Annotated in this window: 13 protein-coding genes; 11 read left to right on the forward strand and 2 right to left on the reverse strand. The window is 71.5% G+C overall.

Going from position 1 to position 17,867, the window contains the following annotated elements:
• The first annotated feature begins 80 nt into the window (after window positions 1-80).
• A complete protein-coding gene (locus AB0I66_RS27890) occupies window positions 81-857 on the forward strand; it encodes a hypothetical protein (RefSeq protein ID WP_363210700.1) in 777 nt (258 codons plus the stop codon).
• 946 nt (window positions 858-1,803) lie between these two features.
• Window positions 1,804-2,949, forward strand: coding sequence for a glycosyltransferase family 4 protein (locus AB0I66_RS27895; RefSeq protein WP_363210701.1), 1,146 nt, complete (start codon window positions 1,804-1,806; stop codon window positions 2,947-2,949).
• Window positions 2,950-2,971: 22 nt separating this feature from the next.
• On the opposite strand, the gene AB0I66_RS27900 is transcribed toward AB0I66_RS27895, so the two are convergent.
• Together AB0I66_RS27900 and AB0I66_RS27905 are read right to left on the reverse strand one after the other, a co-directional pair.
• The gene (locus AB0I66_RS27900) at window positions 2,972-4,615 is read right to left on the reverse strand and encodes a PucR family transcriptional regulator (RefSeq protein ID WP_363210702.1); all 1,644 of its coding nucleotides are present in this window, start codon (window positions 4,613-4,615) and stop codon (window positions 2,972-2,974) included.
• A 124-nt stretch (window positions 4,616-4,739) separates the two neighbouring features.
• The gene (locus AB0I66_RS27905) at window positions 4,740-6,551 is read right to left on the reverse strand and encodes a glycoside hydrolase family 15 protein (RefSeq protein WP_363210703.1); all 1,812 of its coding nucleotides are present in this window, start codon (window positions 6,549-6,551) and stop codon (window positions 4,740-4,742) included.
• Between the two features lie 409 nt (window positions 6,552-6,960).
• Here AB0I66_RS27905 and AB0I66_RS27910 point away from each other — a divergent pair, with 409 nt between their 5' ends.
• The 9 genes from AB0I66_RS27910 (at window position 6,961) to AB0I66_RS27950 (ending at window position 17,822) form a co-directional block, all read left to right on the forward strand.
• Complete coding sequence (locus AB0I66_RS27910; RefSeq protein ID WP_363210704.1) at window positions 6,961-8,619, forward strand: CTP synthase; 1,659 nt, start codon at window positions 6,961-6,963, stop codon at window positions 8,617-8,619.
• A gap of 86 nt (window positions 8,620-8,705) precedes the next feature.
• Window positions 8,706-9,332, forward strand: coding sequence for an NUDIX hydrolase (locus AB0I66_RS27915; protein ID WP_363210705.1), 627 nt, complete (start codon window positions 8,706-8,708; stop codon window positions 9,330-9,332).
• Window positions 9,333-9,532: 200 nt separating this feature from the next.
• A complete protein-coding gene (locus tag AB0I66_RS27920; protein ID WP_363211129.1) occupies window positions 9,533-11,581 on the forward strand; it encodes a tetratricopeptide repeat protein in 2,049 nt (682 codons plus the stop codon).
• 144 nt (window positions 11,582-11,725) lie between these two features.
• Window positions 11,726-12,841, forward strand: a complete 1,116-nt coding sequence (ald, locus tag AB0I66_RS27925) for an alanine dehydrogenase (protein WP_363211130.1) — start codon at window positions 11,726-11,728, stop codon at window positions 12,839-12,841.
• A gap of 378 nt (window positions 12,842-13,219) precedes the next feature.
• Complete coding sequence (locus AB0I66_RS27930) at window positions 13,220-14,380, forward strand: ParA family protein (protein ID WP_363210706.1); 1,161 nt, start codon at window positions 13,220-13,222, stop codon at window positions 14,378-14,380.
• Complete coding sequence (locus AB0I66_RS27935) at window positions 14,365-14,952, forward strand: hypothetical protein (RefSeq protein WP_363210707.1); 588 nt, start codon at window positions 14,365-14,367, stop codon at window positions 14,950-14,952. Before AB0I66_RS27930 ends, AB0I66_RS27935 begins: the two co-directional genes overlap by 16 nt.
• A 17-nt stretch (window positions 14,953-14,969) precedes the next feature.
• Complete coding sequence (locus tag AB0I66_RS27940) at window positions 14,970-15,935, forward strand: segregation/condensation protein A (protein WP_363210708.1); 966 nt, start codon at window positions 14,970-14,972, stop codon at window positions 15,933-15,935.
• A complete protein-coding gene (gene scpB / locus AB0I66_RS27945; protein ID WP_363210709.1) occupies window positions 15,932-16,624 on the forward strand; it encodes an SMC-Scp complex subunit ScpB in 693 nt (230 codons plus the stop codon). Before AB0I66_RS27940 ends, scpB begins: the two co-directional genes overlap by 4 nt.
• A 10-nt stretch (window positions 16,625-16,634) precedes the next feature.
• A complete protein-coding gene (locus tag AB0I66_RS27950; protein ID WP_363210710.1) occupies window positions 16,635-17,822 on the forward strand; it encodes a pseudouridine synthase in 1,188 nt (395 codons plus the stop codon).
• Window positions 17,823-17,867: the final 45 nt, after the last annotated feature.

Below are 17,867 nucleotides of genomic sequence, written 5' to 3' on the forward strand. Positions count from 1 at the left end.
ATGTGCGCCGCCGGTCACCGGCTTCGCCGAGTTCGTCCTCAAACGCCGGACGGGCTGGGGCTCGCCGTAGCCTGGCCCGCATGATCGACCGCAAGCCCGCCCGGCGCCTCACCGCCCTCCTCGCCTCGGCCGCCGTCACCCGTGTCGCCACCACCGCGTTGCGCTCCCGCGCTCCCGGTGGGCCCGACCGCTGGCAGCGGAAGAACTACGCGGGGCGGGCGGTGGAGTTGTACGCCGGGCCGGCCGCCGCCCTCGGTGCGGCGGCCGGTGCGGTGGCGCTGCCCGCCAGGATCCGCACCGCGGCCGGGCTCGCCGTGCTCGCGGCGGGGGCCTGCGGGGCGTACGACGACGTGGCGGGCGAAGGTGATCCCCGCCGGGGCTTCCGTGCGCACCTGGGCGCGCTGCGGGACGGCGAGGTGACCAGCGGGGCCGTGAAACTGTTCGGGGTCTCCGCGGCGGGGCTCGCCGCGGGCGCCCTGCTCAAGGACCGGCCGGTGGACAAGCTCCTCGCGGGCGTCGTGATCGCGGGCACCGCCCATTTCGTCAACCTCGTGGACGTACGCCCGGGAAGGGCCGCGGCAGCGGTGGTCGCGCTGGGGGCGCCGGGGCTGCTGCGCCGAGGCGCCGCCGGTGTCCTCTCCGCCGCCTCCGTGGGAGCCGCGGCGGCCGTCCTGCCGGACGACATCGGCGAACGCACCATGATCGGCGACGCGGGAGCACACGCCTTGGGCGCGGCACTGGGCCTCGCCATCACCACGAGCAACGACCGCACCGGTCTGGCACTGCACGCGGCGGGGGTCGTGACGGCGGCGACGTTCGGCGAGAAGGTGAGCGCGGTGGCGCGGGGCTGGACGTAGGGGCTGGGCCCAGGGGATCGGCCTCATCGGCCACGCGGGGCTGGACCTAGAGCTGGGCCGTGCCCCCCGGCCGCAGGGCCGTATCGCTGGAGGGTGTGGGGAGTGCGCCGTGATGAGCGCGCGGGAGTGCGCGCCGTGGGTGTGGCGCTCGGCGGTGCCGTCGCCTGGTTTGTCGCGTTGAGGGCGTGTCCTGCCGTGGGGCGCGGGAGTGCGGCCTCGGGCGGGAAGCTCGGCCTCACCGGCCACGCGCTGTGGGTGGTCGGGGTTGTGGCGACGGTCGTGTGCGGGGAAAAGGTGAGCACGGTGGCGTACGGGGCTGGGCGGTAGGGACCTCGGCCGCGCTGGGCCGTGGCTCTCGCTGTGAGGGCCTATCGCTGGAGGGCGTGGGGAGTGCGCCGCAATGCGCGCATGAGTGTGCGGGTGTGGCGCTTGGTGGTGCCGTCGTCACGGCTTTGTCGCGTTGAGGGGTGTGTCCTGCTGCGGGGCGCGGGAGTGCGCGCCTCGGGTGGGAAGTTCGGCCTCACCGGCCACGCGGTGGGGGTCGTGTGGGGGGTGTGTCGGGGTGAGTGAGGGCGTGGTCCAGTGCGGGGTGCCGGAGTGTGCGCCCCCCCCGGGCGTTAAGTGCGGCGGCGTCCTTGTCACGGCAGGTGCCTGTCGTCGTTGGGAGTGAGGTCTTTGGGGGGGAGGGGCGGGGGGCCTGTTGTGAGGAGCCCTGGTGTGTTGAAGTTTCGGAAGTCTTTCTTCGGGAGTGTGGTCGCTGCGAAGATGCGAGGGTCGTAGGTCGATCGCGGTGCTGAATCCTCGTCGTCCTCACCCGTGTGGGTGATCCGCGTCAGGGAGTTGCCCGCCCCGACACGGAAGAGACCTGTCGGCGGTGCCGGAACGTCCGTGCGGGCTGGCATCCTTGGCGCAGCCCCCCGACGCCGAACCCAGGAGCCCCGGCTACGTGAGCCACGTGAGCAGCCAGTCGTCGCACGGCCGGCCCCCGTTGCACACCGTGCAAGTACTGGGCGGCGGAAGTGCGGGCAGCAGTGCCCACGTCAGGTCGCTCGCCGCGGGCCTCGCGGCGCGGGGCGTGCGGGTCACGGTGTGCGCCCCCACCGAGGCGGCCGACGCCTACGACCTCACGGGCACCGGCGCCCGGCACGTACACGTACCCCGCAGCAGCGACCCCGCGTCCGTCGCCTCCCTCCGCCTGGCCTGCGCCGACGCCGACCTGGTGCACGCGCACGGCCTGCACGCCGCGCTCCGCGCCGCCCTCGCGCTCACCGGCCGCCGTACCCCCCTCGTCGTCACCTGGCACACACGCGCGCACGCGGAAGGCGCGCGCGCCCGCCTCCTGCGCCTCCTGGAGCGACGCGTCGCCAAGGCCGCGGCCGTGGTCCTCGGCACCTCGTCCGACCTCGTCGACCGCGCCCGCAGCAGGGGCGCGCGGGACGCCCGACTCGCCCCCGTGACGTTTCCCGCGCCGCGACCGGTCACCGGGGCAAGCGGTGATGCCGAGGATGCCGAGGGGCTGCGCCATAAGGCGCTTGCCGAACTGGGTGCCGTCGGGCGGCCCTTGATCGTCACGCTCGGCACGCTCGAACGGCAGCGCGGCTACGACATCCTCCTGGAGGCCACGCGCGCGTGGCGCCACCTCGACCCCCTGCCGCTCCTCGTCATCGCGGGCGAGGGGCCCGAACGCGCCGCGCTGCAACGCCGTATCGAGGGCGAGGGCCTGCCGGTCCGGCTCGTCGGGCGGCGCGACGACGTACCGGAGATGCTCGCGGCGGCCGACCTCGTGGTGCTGCCCAGCAGCTGGGAGTCCCGTTCCGTGCTCGCCCAGGAGGCCCTGCACGCGCGCGTGCCGCTCGTCGCGACCGCCGTCGGCGGTATCCCCGAACTCGTCGGCGACGCCGCGGTGCTCGTCCCGTACGGCGACGCCGAGGCCCTGGCCACCGCCGTCGCACGCCTCCTCGCCGACCCCGCGCTCCGGGAGCGCCTCAAGGACAAGGGCACGGCACAGGCGGCGACATGGCCGACCGAGGACGAGACCGTCACCCAAGTCCTCACTGTTTACGATGAGTTGACTCGGCCGTTCGGTATGTAGGGCAAGGGTGGAGGCGGGGCTGCTACGCCACGTGTCTGCGTGCTCGCAGCGCCAGGCTCAGCGCTAGCACCGTCTGCGGGTCGTCCAGGTCCGTGCCGAGGAGCTCACTGATCCGGGCGAGACGGTTGTAGAGCGTCTGACGGTTCAGGTGCAGTTCGCGCGCCGTCTCCGCCTTGCGTCCCGCATGCGCCAGATACGTCTGCAGGGTGGGCAGCAGCGGCGGCTTCGAGCGCAGGTCGTGGGCGCGCAGCGGGCCGATCGCACGGTCCACGAACGCCGCGAGCGCCGAGTCGTCGTAGTTGTGCAGGCGCCACAGCAGCAGGTCGATGTCCAGGCGCCGCGCGTCGTACCAGGGGCGGTCGATGAGGCCCTGCGCGGCCGTCGCCGTCTCCGCCGCGTGCCGGAGCCCGGCAGAAGCCGCCGCCCAGCCGCCCGCGACCCCGACCACCACGACCGGCGGCAGCGCCCCGGCCCGCTGCATCCCCGCCCGCTCCACGCCCGCCCGCAGCGCGGCGGCGACCCGGTCGGCCACCGCGGTCCGCTCGGACTCCGAGCGGAGCCCCAGGAGCAGCGGGACACGCCCCTCGACCGGACGTACGCCGAGCAGCACCGGCACCCCCACCGCCGCGAGCTCCTCCGCCACCGCCCGCGCGAGCACCGCCCAGCCCCCGCCCGGCGGCAACCCGTCCGCGAGGCGCATCACGACCGGGAGCAGCGGGCTCTCGCCGGGCTTGAAGCCGAGCACCCGCGCCTGGGCGGGCGCGTCGTCGGCCAGGATCCGCCCCTCGGCGAGATCGGTCAGGAAGTCGCCCCGGCCCCGCGCGGCGAGCTCCTCCTCCTGGCGCGCCTGCATCAGGACCACCGCGAGCGAGCCCGCGGCCCGCTCCGCCGCGATCCGGTGCACCGGAAGCAGCGCGGACTCCACGGCGAGCAGCACGAGGCGGGCGCGCACCGAGCCCGAGCCGGGGCCACCGCCGGGCACGTCGACGAGCAGCGCGCCCGCGGGCGGCCCGTCCTTGTCGACGCTGCGGCCCCGCAGCCCCTCCCACACCTGGAGCGGATCGGCACACTCCGTGCCCGCCCCGGCGGCGTACAGAAGCTGCCCGTCCGGCGACTCCAGGAACACCGGGTTGCCGCTGAAGTCCGCGAGGACGCGCAGCACCTGGGGCACGCCGCCCCCGCCGAGCAGCGCCTCCGTGCAGCGCCGGTGGACCTCCTCGGCCCGCTGGAGCAGCGCGTAGTGACCGTTGACGATCTCGGTGTGGATCTCTTCGGTGACCGTCACGAAGGGCACCTCCCGGTGCAGCTGCACCAGCGGAAGACCCGCGGCACGCGCCGTCTCCACGATCGCCGCGGGCAGCCGCGTGAAGCGCGGGCCCAGCTCGACGACGAGGGCCGCGATGCCGCGCTCGGCGAGCTTGCGCACGAAGACACGCTGCTCGGCGGGGCGCGCGCCGAGGCCGAGGCCCGTGGTCAGGAGCAGCTCGCCGCCCTTGAGGAGCGAGGCGATGTTCGGCACCTCGCCCGCGTGCACCCACCGCACCGTGCGCTGCAGCCGCTCGGCGCCCGCGACCACCTCGGGCAGCCCGCCGCGAAGACCCGGGAGTTCCAGGGCGCGCTGCACGGTGATGCCGCCCTGAGTCCCCTGCGTACCCTGACTTTCCATGGGCGGACCGTACCTGCGCATACGTTCCGGGAACATCTCCGACCGGTCACGGGAATGATCTGATCCGCTCATACCCCGACAACTCGCCGTCCCGGAACGTCACGCGCCGGCCGCCGTACGCCCGCTAGCCGCCGTACGCCCCGCTGGCCGTCAGTCGCAGTGCCGTGTCGATCAGCGGCACGTGGCTGAACGCCTGCGGGAAGTTGCCGACCTGCCGCTGGAGCCGCGGGTCCCACTCCTCGGCGAGCAGCCCCAGGTCGTTGCGGAGCGCGAGCAGCTTCTCGAAGAGCTTGCGGGCCTCGTCGACCCGGCCGATCATCGCCAGGTCGTCCGCCATCCAGAACGAACAGGCGAGGAAGGCGCCCTCGTCACCCTCCAGACCGTCCACGCCCGCGTCGTCACCGGCGGTGGGGTAGCGCAGGATGAAGCCGTCCGACGTCGAGAGCTCCCGCTGGATCGCCTCGATCGTGCCGATCACGCGCTTGTCGTCGGGCGGCAGGAAGCCCATCTGCGGGATGAGGAGCAGCGAGGCGTCCAGCTCCTTGGAGCCGTACGACTGCGTGAACGTGTTCCGCTCCTTGTCGTAGCCCTTCTCGCAGACGTCCCGGTGGATGTCGTCACGCAGGTCGCGCCACTTGTCCAGGGGGCCGTCCGCGTCTCCGGACTCGATGAGCTTGATCGTGCGGTCGACGGCGACCCACACCATCACCTTGGAGTGCACGAAGTGCCGGCGCGGGCCGCGGACCTCCCAGATGCCCTCGTCCGGCTGGTCCCAGTGCGTCTCCAGGTACCGGATCAGCTTGAGCTGGAGCAGCGAGGCGTAGTCGCTGCGGGCCAGGCCCGTCATGTGGGCCAGGTGCAGGGCCTCGGTGACCTCGCCGTACACGTCGAGCTGGAGCTGGTGCGCGGCGCCGTTGCCGGCCCGGACCGGGGTCGAGTTCTCGTACCCCGGCAGCCAGTCGAGCTCGGCCTCGCCGAGCTCGCGCTCACCCGCGATGCCGTACATGATCTGCAGGTTCTCGGGGTCGCCCGCCACCGCGCGAAGGAGCCACTCGCGCCAGGCGCGGGCCTCCTCGCGGTATCCGGTGCGCAGCAGCGAGGAGAGCGTGATGGCGGCGTCGCGCAGCCAGGTGTAGCGGTAGTCCCAGTTGCGGGAGCCGCCGATGTCCTCCGGCAGCGACGTCGTGGGAGCCGCGACGATGCCGCCCGTGGGGGCGTACGTCAGCGCCTTCAGGGTGATCAGCGAGCGGACCACGGCCTCGCGGTAGGGGCCGTGGTACGTGCAGTGGTCCACCCACTCTCGCCAGAAGTCCTGCGTCGCCGTGAGGGCGTTCTCGGGCTCGGCGGGCGGCGGCGGCTCCTTGTGCGAGGGCTGCCACGAGATGGTGAACGCGACCCGGTCACCGGGCGAGACCGTGAAGTCCGAGTACGTCGTGAGGTCCTTGCCGAAGGTCTCGGCCGTCGTGTCGAGCCACACGGAGTCGGGCCCCGCGACGGCCACGGTGCGCTCGTCGACCTTGTGCACCCACGGCACGACCCGGCCGTACGAGAAACGCATCCGCAGGGCGGAGCGCATCGGCACCCGGCCGCTGACGCCCTCGACGATCCGCACCAGCTGCGGGGCGTCCGTGTCGCGCGGCGGCATGAAATCGGTCACGCGGACCGTGCCGCGCGGGGTGTCCCACTCGGATTCCAGGATCAGCGAGTCGCCGCGGTACGTGCGCCGCGCGGCGGTCGGCGGTGGGGCGTCGGGGCTGTGCGCGGGCCCGAGCCGCCAGAATCCGTGCTCCTCCGTGCCGAGCAATCCGGCGAAGATGGCGTGAGAGTCGAAGCGGGGCAGGCACAGCCAGTCGACTGTGCCGTCCCGGCAGACCAGGGCAGCGGTCTGCATGTCTCCGATGAGTGCGTAATCCTCGATGCGCCCGGCCACGTGCATCTCCAGTCAAACGGCCACGTCGCCCTCTCGGGGCGCTCGCTACTACGGTCAAGGGTTCGCTGTGAAACGAACTGCGCGAGCCTCTTGTTCCAAGAACGGTAGGGGGTGATTGCCGTTGGTCGGTCCGGCTCGGCAGCCAGTGTCCGAGCAGGATACGACGCACCCCGGTGATCTGCGCGCCGCTCCCGGCAACCGGCCTGCGCCGAACGGGTGAGCGCCTGGTGAGGGACCTGTGACGGGGGTGCCCGAGCGTGGCCGGAAGCAGCCTCGTCCGGTCGCTGATACCCTGGTAGCCCGTGAGCCGGTGGTCATAGAACCCCCGAACCGCAGCGACGGCACCTCCTCCAAAACCTGGGACGAGGCCGGTACGCACCCTTCAGACCGCGACCACGGGAGCCCCCTCTTGGCCATGCAGACTCGATCCTCTGCGTCATCGACGACCAAGCACATCTTCGTCACCGGGGGTGTCGCCTCTTCCCTCGGCAAGGGTCTGACTGCCTCGAGCCTGGGTGCGCTCCTCAAGGCGCGCGGCCTGCGCGTCACCATGCAGAAGCTCGACCCGTACCTCAACGTCGACCCCGGCACGATGAACCCCTTCCAGCACGGTGAGGTGTTCGTCACGAACGACGGCGCCGAGACCGACCTGGACATCGGCCACTACGAGCGCTTCCTGGACGTCGACCTCGACGGCACGGCCAATGTCACCACCGGCCAGGTCTACTCGCAGGTCATCGCCAAGGAGCGGCGCGGCGAGTACCTCGGCGACACGGTGCAGGTCATCCCGCACATCACGAACGAGATCAAGCACCGCATCCGCCGCATGGCCACCGACGACGTCGACGTCGTCATCACGGAGGTCGGCGGCACGGTGGGCGACATCGAGTCGCTGCCGTTCCTGGAGACCGTCCGTCAGGTCCGCCACGAGGTCGGCCGCGACAACGTCTTCGTCGTGCACATCTCGCTGCTTCCCTACATCGGCCCGTCCGGTGAGCTGAAGACCAAGCCGACCCAGCACTCGGTCGCGGCCCTGCGCAACATCGGTATCCAGCCGGACGCCATCGTGCTGCGCGCCGACCGCGACGTGCCGACCGCCATCAAGCGCAAGATCTCGCTGATGTGCGACGTCGACGAGGACGCGGTCGTGGCCTGCAAGGACGCGCCGTCGATCTACGACATCCCGAAGGTCCTGCACACCGAGGGCCTGGACGCGTACGTGGTCCGCAAGCTGGACCTCCCGTTCCGCGACGTGAACTGGACCCAGTGGGAGGACCTCCTGGACCGGGTGCACAACCCGAACCACGAGGTCACCATCGCGCTGGTCGGCAAGTACATCGACCTGCCCGACGCCTACCTCTCGGTGACCGAGGCCCTGCGCGCCGGCGGCTTCGCCAACCGCGCCCGGGTCAAGGTCAAGTGGGTCACCTCCGACGACTGCAAGACCCCGGCGGGCGCCGCCAAGCAGCTCGGTGACGTCGACGCCATCCTGATCCCCGGCGGCTTCGGCGAGCGCGGTGTCAACGGCAAGGTCAGCGCCATCCAGTACGCCCGCGAGCACAAGGTGCCGCTGCTCGGCATCTGCCTCGGCCTGCAGTGCATCGTCGTCGAGGCCGCCCGCAACCTCGCGGACATCCCCGACGCCAACTCCACGGAGTTCGACGCCGCGACCGCCCACCCGGTCATCTCGACCATGGCGGAGCAGCTGGACATCGTCGCCGGTGAGGGCGACATGGGCGGCACGATGCGCCTTGGCATGTACCCCGCGAAGCTCGCCGAGGGCTCCATCGCCCGTGAGGTGTACGACGGCAAGGAGTACGTCGAGGAGCGCCACCGTCACCGCTACGAGGTGAACAACTCCTACCGCGCCGAGCTCGAGAAGAAGGCCGGCATCCTCTTCTCCGGCACGTCCCCGGACGGCAAGCTCGTCGAGTACGTCGAGTACCCCCGCGAGGTCCACCCCTACCTGGTCGCCACGCAGGCGCACCCGGAGCTGCGTTCGCGCCCGACGCGCCCGCACCCGCTCTTCGCGGGCCTGGTGAAGGCCGCGGTGGAGCGCCAGACGGGCAAGTAACACAAGAGCGATACGGTTGCCGGGGTACGTGCCTGAAGAGGCGCGTGCCCCGGTTTCTGTTTGCACGTGTGGGAGGACAGGGCGACATGACGATCAAGGACACCGCCGAGGAGTGGCAGGTCACGGCGACGAAGACGCCCTTCGTGGGGAACAAGACCTCGGTCCGCACCGACGACGTGGTCATGCCCGACGGGTCTGTCGTCCACCGTGACTACCAGGTGCACCCCGGCTCGGTCGCGGTGCTCGCCCTGGACGACGAGGGCCGCGTCCTGGTCCTGAGCCAGTACCGCCACCCCGTCCGCCACAAGCTGTGGGAGATCCCGGCCGGCCTGCTCGACATCCCCGGCGAGAACCCCCTGCACGCCGCCCAGCGCGAGCTCTACGAAGAGGCGCACGTCAAGGCCGAGGACTGGCGTGTCCTGACCGACGTCTACACCTCGCCCGGCGGCTGCGACGAGTCCGTGCGGGTCTTCCTGGCCCGCGATCTGTCCGAGGCAAAGGGCGAGCGCTTCGAGGTCTCCGAGGAGGAGGCCGACATGGAGCTGGCGCGCGTACCGCTCGACGAGCTCGTACGCGGGGTGCTCGCCGGTGAGCTGCACAACAACTGCCTGGTCGTGGGCGCCCTTTCGCTGACCGCCGCGCTGAGCGGCGACGGCGTCGACGCGCTGCGTCCCGCCGAGGCGCCCTGGCCCGCGCGTCCCTTCGAGGCCTGAGAAGTCCTCCGGTGTGACGATCTGCTGATCCGATCGGGGGACTTGTGCGTGCCGCTCGCCAGGGGAGACGCCAGGGCCTGAACTAGGCTCTGGAAGCGTCCCGACCGGAGTCCCGGCGGGTTCGCGCGCAGGCGGACGGAGCATGACCCGTGACGGATCAGGCGGTCGACACGGACGGTTCGGCGGCGGGCGGCGCGGTGCTGCGGCCCGCTCCGGCCCGGACTTCCGAGGACAGTCAATTCGTCGGCCGGCGCAGAGAGTTGAAAGAGCTCCGCGCCGACATCGACCGCGCCGGTCTCGACACCATCGCGGGCCGCAAGGCGCCCCGGGCGCGCGTGCTCCTCATCGCGGGCCGTCCCGGCTCGGGCCGCTCCGCGCTCGCCGAGGAACTCGCCCGGCAGGTCGCCGACGACTACCCCGACGGGGTGCTGCGCGCCCACCTCGCCGAACCCGACGGCACGCGCGTGCCCACGGAACGCACCGCACGGGAACTCCTCGACGCCCTCGAGGTCCCCGCGCCGCCGGGCGCCGACGAGGACGAGCTCACCGAAGTGCTCCGCGAAGCCCTCTCCGGCCGCCGGGCCCTGCTGCTTCTCGACGGTGCCGCGGACGCCGAGCAGGTCGACCCGCTGCTCCCGGACGCGCCCGAGTGCCTGGTCGTCGCCGTCTCGGAGGGCCCGCTCACCGGCATCCCGGACGTACGGCCCTGCACGCTGGGCGGCCTGGACACCGCCGCGGGGGTCGAACTGCTCTCGCGCGCGGCGGGCCCGGTGCGCATCACCGTGGACCCGCGGTCGGCGGAGAGCCTGGTCGAGGCCTGCGCCGCGCACCCCGCCGCGCTCGTCCTGGCCGGCGGCTGGCTCTCCGGGCGGCCCAAGGCGGCCGTCGCCGACCTGGCCAAGCAGGTGCACGACCGGTCCGAGGACGAGTCGTCCTCCGGTGCCCTCGCCCGCATCTTCCAGCTCTCGTACACCTCGCTGCCGGGCGCCGCCGCGCGGATACTGCGCTATCTCTCCCTCGCTCCGGCCGGCTACATCGACCCGCACACCGCGTCCGCGCTCGCCGGCTGCTCGGTCTCCGCGGCCCGCACGACCCTGGACGACTTCGTGAAGCTCGGCCTGGTCAGGGCCGTGGATTCGTCCCTTCCGCAGTACGAGCTGCCGGCCTGCCTGCTGCCGCTGCTGCGTGCGCGCACCGAGAGCCAGGACCGGCCCGCCGAGGTGCAGCTCGCGCGGGCCAGGATGCTGGAGCGGACCGTCCGCCTGCTCCAGTCCTGCCGGGCGGTCACGGAGCCGGACGACTCGGGCGCCCGCAAGAAGCTCGCCGGGCTGCCGCGCGCCCTGCGGTTCCCCAATCCTGCGGCCGCCTCCGAGTGGCTGCGCGTCCGGCAGCCCGCCCTGCTCGCCTCGGCCCGCCTCGCGGTCGCCGACGGGGAGCTCGACACCCTCGCGCGGCGCCTCATGGCGGCCCTGACGCGGGCGCTGGTCGCCCACCGGGGCACCGAGGAGGCGGCTCCCGAGCTGTACGGCGTACACCGGCTCGTCCTCGATGTCGCCGAGCGGCGGAACCTGCCCCGCGAGAAGGCGGCGGCCCTGCTGAATCTCGCGGATCTGGACGCGCGGACGGGACGTACGCAAGAGGCGCTGGGGCGCTATCGGCTCGCGCTGGACGCCGGACGGGAAGCAAATGATCCGTACGCGACTGGCCGCGCGATGGAATCCGTAGGCGGCGCCTACCAGGAGCTGGGGGACTGGTCGCGGGCCTCCGACTGGTTCGGGCGCGCGCTCGCTCACCGCCTCGCGCGCGACGAGCGCGCCGACGCCGCCCGCCTGTACGGCCGCATCGCGTCGGCGCACACCTACGCGGGCCGTTACGGCGAGGCGCTGCGCAACTGGAGCTCGGCGGTCACCGGCCACCGCAAGGCCGGTGATGTGGCGGGCCAGGCACGGGCGTTGAGCGAGCTGGCGCGGGTGCAGGAGTACGCGGGGCGGCCCGAGGAGTCGCTGCGCACCTGCCAGGAGGCGGTCGACTGGGCGCGGCAGGCCGGTGACGTACGCCTCCAGGCCGCGCTGCAGCTCAGGCTGGCCGACACCCTGGACCGGCTCGGCGACCCGGCGGCCGCCCGGCTGCACCGCAGTGCCGCCGAGCGCATGCTGGGAACAGGGGCGGAGGAGGTCACCGGGCTTGCATCCCCAGCTGGAGCCAAACCTTCCGCCTACGAAATCCGTAGCACTTCCGCAGAAGATTGATGCATTGAAAGGCTAGACAGCGAGAAGTCCTTCATTAGACTGGCTCCGCCGCGTACTTCCGTGGTGTCTCCGATGCGCCCTCTTGTGTATCGGTATGTAGTGCATTGCCCGAAAAACCCCTGAGCCAAGAGGACCGTGATCGACGTGAAGGTCGGCATCCCCCGCGAGGTCAAGAACAACGAGTTCCGGGTGGCCATCACCCCCGCCGGCGTGCATGAGCTGGTGCGCCATGGCCACCAGGTCGTCATCGAGCGGAACGCCGGTGTCGGCTCCTCGATCACGGACGCGGAGTACGTCTCCGCGGGCGCCGTCATCCTGGACACCGCGGACGAGGTCTGGGCCACGGCCGACCTCCTCCTGAAGGTCAAGGAGCCCATCGCCGAGGAGTACCACCGCCTCCGCAAGGACCAGACCCTCTTCACCTACCTGCACCTGGCCGCGTCCAAGGAGTGCACGGACGCGCTCCTGGAGTCCGGCACGACCGCCATCGCCTACGAGACGGTCGAGACCGCGAACCGCGCGCTCCCGCTGCTCGCCCCGATGTCCGAGGTCGCGGGCCGCCTGGCCCCGCAGGTCGGCGCCTACCACCTGATGGCCGCCCAGGGCGGCCGCGGTGTGCTGCCCGGCGGTGTCCCCGGTGTCGCGGCCGGCAAGGCCGTCGTCATCGGCGGTGGCGTCTCCGGCTGGAACGCCGCGCAGATCGCCATCGGCATGGGCTTCCACGTGACCCTGCTCGACAAGGACATCAACAAGCTCAAGGAAGCGGACAAGATCTTCGGCACGAAGATCCAGACCGTGATCTCCAACGCCTTCGAGCTCGAGAAGGCCTGCCTCGACGCCGACCTCGTCATCGGCGCCGTCCTCATCCCGGGCGCCAAGGCGCCGAAGCTCGTCACCAACGAGCTCGTCTCGCGGATGAAGCCGGGAAGTGTCCTTGTCGACATCGCGATCGACCAGGGCGGCTGCTTCGAGGACTCGCACCCGACGACGCACGCCGAGCCGACCTTCCCGGTCCACAACTCGGTGTTCTACTGCGTCGCCAACATGCCCGGCGCCGTGCCCAACACCTCGACGTACGCGCTGACCAACGCGACGATGCCGTACATCGTCGAGCTGGCGAACCGCGGCTGGGTCGAGGCGCTGCGCCGTGACCACGCGCTCGCCCTGGGGCTCAACACCCATGACGGCAAGGTCGTTTACAAGGAGGTCGCCGAGTCGCACGGCCTCGAGCACGTCGAGCTTGAGACGCTCCTCGGCTGAACCCGAAGCTGAACCCGACCGCTTTCGTCAACGAAAGTCGTCAATCTCACGCCCACGGCCGGACCTTGAGAGGGGTCCGGCCGTATGCGTATGTCCGTGGACATGGTCAACTCGCCTTAAACGTAACCCTTTAACCGATTCGCACACCCCGGAATCGCGCCGAAGACACGCCGCACACCCTTGACATGGGGGCGTTCGATTGCCGACACATCGGGCCGGGTCCGGCGGATTGTGTTGCTGCGGACCGGTGACACGCCATAGAGTCGCCAACCGTCGGCATGGTGCCACGCTGACCTATCGAGAAATTTCCTGGTCACCAAGGAGGTAAGACGACTTGTGAATGAGTCGACATTTGCTCCCGGGGGTGGTCAACCAGGAATGTCTGAGCGCGGCCAAGGACCCATGGGGCTCGAGGCTGTCGGCTCCGTCGCTGTCCGCACCTTCGAAGCCCGCCAGAAACCGCAGCCGACGCGAGCGGCCCAGTCGGCCCAGTCAACATCGTCTGCACCCCAGAGCATGGATGGCCATCACGTGAACGCCATGGCCGGCGACCGGAGTGGCGAGAACACCACCCACACCCAACTCGCCGACTACGAGGAACTGCCCCAGGGGCACTTCTACGACCCTGACGCCGAGTACGAGCCCGATCCCGAGTACGCGGCCACGCTGGCCCCGGACGCGGCCCGTCAGCGCCGTGAGCGCATCGGTCCCACGGGACGCCCGCTGCCGTACTTCCCGATCCCGGGTCCGCTGACCGATCACGGTCCCGCGAAGATCATCGCGATGTGCAACCAGAAGGGCGGCGTGGGCAAGACGACGTCGACCATCAACCTGGGTGCCGCGCTCGCGGAGTACGGACGCCGGGTCCTGCTGGTCGACTTCGACCCGCAGGGCGCCCTGTCGGTGGGCCTCGGGGTGAACCCGATGGAGCTGGACCTGACGGTCTACAACCTGCTCATGGAGCGGGGCATGTCGGCCGACGAGGTGCTGCTGAAGACGGCGGTCCCGAACATGGACCTGCTGCCCAGCAACATCGACCTGTCCGCCGCCGAGGTGCAGTTGGTGAGCGAGGTCGCGCGCGAGTCCACGCTCCAGCGGGCGTTGAAGCCGCTGATGCAGGACTACGACTACATCGTGATCGACTGTCAGCCCTCGCTCGGCCTGCTCACCGTGAACGCCCTGACGGCGGCTCACAAGGTGATCGTGCCGCTCGAGTGCGAGTTCTTCGCGCTGCGCGGTGTGGCCCTGCTGACGGAGACCATCGAGAAGGTCCAGGAGCGGCTCAACCCCGACCTGGAGCTCGACGGCATCCTGGCCACCATGTACGACTCCCGCACGGTGCACAGCCGTGAGGTGCTCGCGCGGGTGGTCGAGGCCTTCGACGATCACGTGTACCACACGGTGATCGGGCGCACGGTCCGCTTCCCGGAGACCACGGTCGCCGGTGAGCCGATCACGACGTACGCATCGAACTCGGTCGGCGCGGCCGCTTATCGCCAGCTCGCCAGGGAGGTGCTCGCCCGGTGTCACGCCGAGTGAGTCTGCCGGGGGCCGACGAACTGTTCCGTACGACCGGGGGGATGGCGCTGCAGTCGTCGTCCCCGCGACGCCAGGCGAACGGCGAGGCACGGGTGCCGTCGCCGGCCGGCGAGAGCGACGAGACCGCTGCCGGTGACGCGCACGGCAGCGGCGCGGAGTCAGACGGCGGCGACGCCGCCGAACACGGCTCCGCCGACGCGGAGTCGGGCGAGTCCCGCAGCCGGTCGGCCACGGCCGAGGGCCGAGCCGCCCAGGGGCAGGGCCAGGAAGGCGCCGCCGCACAGGGCGGCGGCCGGTCCGCGAACGCCTCCTCCACGGCACAGGCGCGGCGGCGCGCACGGGCGGCCAACCGGCGGCCCAGCGGCCGCGAGCGGCACGACGAGAAGATCACGGTCTACGTGTCCGCCGAGGAGCTGATGGACCTGGAGCACGCGCGTCTCGTGCTGCGGGGCGAGCACGGGCTCGCGGTCGACCGCGGGCGCATCGTCCGCGAGGCGGTGGCCGTGGTGCTCGCGGATCTGGAGTCACGCGGGGACGCGAGCATTCTCGTACGACGGTTGCGCGGGCGGTAGCGGTAGCGTTCCCGCCGATGCCCCTGAACGACGATTCCGCACCGGCCACCCGTCGGCGTGCGCTGGGGCGCGGCCCGGGTGCGGCTCCCGCGGAGCCCGCGCCGGAGCCGGAGCCGGATCCGATTCCCGAGCCGGAACCGGCCCCTGAGCCGGAGCCCGAGCCCACGCCCGACGACGGGCGGTTCAAGGTCCGTCTCGCGAACTTCGAGGGCCCCTTCGACCTGCTGCTCCAGCTCATCTCGAAGCACAAGATGGACGTCACCGAGGTCGCGCTCTCGACGGTGACCGACGAGTTCATGGCGCACATCCGCGCCATGGGGCCCGACTGGGACCTGGATCAGACCACCGAGTTCCTCGTGGTAGCCGCCACCCTGCTCGACCTCAAGGCGGCCCGCCTCCTGCCCTCCGCCGAGGTCGAGGACGAGGCGGATCTCGCGCTGCTCGAAGCACGGGACCTGCTCTTCGCGCGGCTGCTCCAGTACCGCGCGTACAAGCGGATCGCCGACATCTTCAGCGAGCGGCTCGAACAGGAGGCGCGGCGCTATCCGCGCACCGTCGGTCTCGAGGCGCACCACGCGGAGCTGTTGCCCGAGGTCGTCATCAGCATCGGCGCCGAGGGGTTCGCCCATCTCGCGGTGAAGGCGATGCAGCCCCGCGCGAAGCCCCAGGTGTACGTCGACCACATCCATGCCCCGCTGGTGTCCGTGCAGGAGCAGGCCGGGGTGGTCGTGGCCCGGCTCCGGGAGCGGGGCGAGCTCAGCTTCCAGGTGCTCGTGGAGGACGCGGGGGACACCCTCACCGTCGTCGCGCGCTTCCTCGCCCTCCTCGAGCTGTACCGCGAGAAGGCCGTGGAGCTGGACCAAGAGACCGCCCTTGGCGAGCTGATGGTGCGGTGGACCGGCGGGGACGGCGACGGGGAGCCGACGGTGACCGACGAGTTCGACCGCGCGCCCGAGCCGGCGAGTGAGGAGAAGACCACATGAGCGTGGAGAACCCCACGAGTCCCACGAGTCCCACAAGTGCCACGAGCCCCGCGGGAGACCTGGCGGGCGCCGTCGCCGATCTTGAGCTGCGGCCCGCCCTGGAGGCCGTCCTCATGGTCGTCGACGAACCGGCCACCGAGGAGCACCTCGCCAAGATCCTCGACCGGCCCCGGCGGCAGGTCGCCGACGCGCTGCGGGAGCTCGCCGACGAGTACACCGTGCAGCGGCGTGGCTTCGAGCTGCGGCTCGTGGCGGGCGGCTGGCGGTTCTACACGCGGCCCGAGTACGCCGCCGCCGTGGAGCGGTTCGTGCTCGACGGGCAGCAGGCACGGCTCACCCAGGCGGCCCTGGAGACCCTCTCGGTCGTCGCGTACCGCCAGCCGGTCAGCCGTTCCAGGGTCTCCGCGGTGCGCGGAGTGAACTGTGACGGCGTGATGCGGACGCTTCTCCAGAGGGGTCTGGTGGAGGAGGCGGGCGCGGAACCCGAAACAGGTGCGATCCTGTACAGGACGACGAACTACTTTCTGGAGCGGATGGGCCTGCGCGGCCTGGACGAGCTCCCGGAGCTCGCGCCCTTCCTCCCCGAGGCGGAGGCGATCGAGGCCGAGACGCTGGAAGGCGTTCCGTCGTTCGATCCGGACGCACCCGATGCGCCGGGTTACGAGTACACCGAGAGCACAGACGACTAACGGAAATTTGATGCGAAGCAGCAACGGCAGGAACAGCAGCGGAAACAACGGCGGGAGCCGTGGTGGCAACAGCGGCAGCCGTGGCAGCAGCGGTGGGCGCGGAAGCGGCGGCGGTCGCGGAAGCGGCGGCGGCGGGCGCGATTACCGGGGTTCGGGCAACAGCCCGGACCGGCCGGGTCGCGGTGCCGGAGCCGGTCGCGACGACCAGGCTCCGAAGCGCGAGAGCAAGCCCCGTCCCGAGGAGCGCCGCTACGACGTGGGCGGCGACGCCAACAGGAAGGGCCGCGGCGCGGCCGCGCGCGGTGGCGCCAAGGGCGGCCCCAGGGCCCCGCAGGGCTCGGACAGGGGCACGCGCCGTGGCGCGGGAGCTCCCGCGACGTCCCGTGAGTACGACGCGCGGCAGGAAGAGCGCAACCGCGAGCGTTACGCGGGCAAGCCCAAGGCCAGCCCGCCCAAGACGTTCCCCGGCGCCGAGCAGGAGGGCGAGCGCCTGCAGAAGGTCCTCGCCCGCGCGGGCTACGGCTCGCGCCGTGCCTGCGAGGAGCTGGTCGAGCAGGCGCGCGTCGAGGTCAACGGCGAGATCGTGATGGAGCAGGGCCTGCGGGTCCAGCCGGAGCGGGACGAGATCAAGGTCGACGGCCTGACGGTCGCCACGCAGTCGTACCAGTTCTTCGCGCTGAACAAGCCCGCCGGTGTCGTCTCCACCATGGAGGACACCGAGGGGCGGCAGTGCCTGGGGGACTACACGAACAACCGCGAGGCGCGGCTGTTCCACGTCGGGCGGCTCGACACCGAGACCGAGGGCGTCATCCTGCTCACCAACCACGGTGAGCTGGCGCACCGCCTCACGCACCCGAAGTACGGCGTGAAGAAGGTCTACCTCGCGCACATCGTCGGCCCGATCCCGCGTGACCTGGGCAAGCGGCTCAAGGACGGCATCGAGCTCGAGGACGGGTACGCCCGCGCGGACCACTTCCGCGTCGTCGAGCAGACCGGCAAGAACTACCTGGTCGAGGTGACGCTGCACGAGGGCCGCAAGCACATCGTGCGCCGCATGCTTGCGGAGGCCGGTTTCCCGGTCGACAAGCTGGTGCGGACGTCCTTCGGGCCGATCGCGCTCGGCGACCAGAAGTCGGGTTGGCTGCGCAGGCTCTCGAACACCGAGGTCGGCATGCTGATGCAGGAAGTCGACCTCTAGGCGAGTCCGAGGTCAGTGAAGGCGGCCGGTCCCTGCGTGATGCAG

The sequence above is a fragment of the Streptomyces sp. NPDC050439 genome, assembly GCF_040655335.1.
GTDB lineage: Bacteria > Actinomycetota > Actinomycetes > Streptomycetales > Streptomycetaceae > Streptomyces.

Excerpts from the sequence above, each read along its gene's own strand:
- AB0I66_RS27900 (WP_363210702.1), bottom strand. The coding sequence starts at position 4,615 with ATGGAAAGTCAGGGTACGCAGGGGACTCAGGGCGGCATCACCGTGCAG.
- AB0I66_RS27890 (WP_363210700.1), top strand. The coding sequence starts at position 81 with ATGATCGACCGCAAGCCCGCCCGGCGCCTCACCGCCCTCCTCGCCTCG.
- AB0I66_RS27950 (WP_363210710.1), top strand. The coding sequence starts at position 16,635 with ATGCGAAGCAGCAACGGCAGGAACAGCAGCGGAAACAACGGCGGGAGC.
- AB0I66_RS27915 (WP_363210705.1), top strand. The coding sequence starts at position 8,706 with ATGACGATCAAGGACACCGCCGAGGAGTGGCAGGTCACGGCGACGAAG.
- AB0I66_RS27930 (WP_363210706.1), top strand. The coding sequence starts at position 13,220 with ATGTCTGAGCGCGGCCAAGGACCCATGGGGCTCGAGGCTGTCGGCTCC.
- AB0I66_RS27940 (WP_363210708.1), top strand. The coding sequence starts at position 14,970 with ATGCCCCTGAACGACGATTCCGCACCGGCCACCCGTCGGCGTGCGCTG.
- scpB (WP_363210709.1), top strand. The coding sequence starts at position 15,932 with ATGAGCGTGGAGAACCCCACGAGTCCCACGAGTCCCACAAGTGCCACG.
- AB0I66_RS27910 (WP_363210704.1), top strand. The coding sequence starts at position 6,961 with ATGCAGACTCGATCCTCTGCGTCATCGACGACCAAGCACATCTTCGTC.
- AB0I66_RS27905 (WP_363210703.1), bottom strand. The coding sequence starts at position 6,551 with ATGCACGTGGCCGGGCGCATCGAGGATTACGCACTCATCGGAGACATG.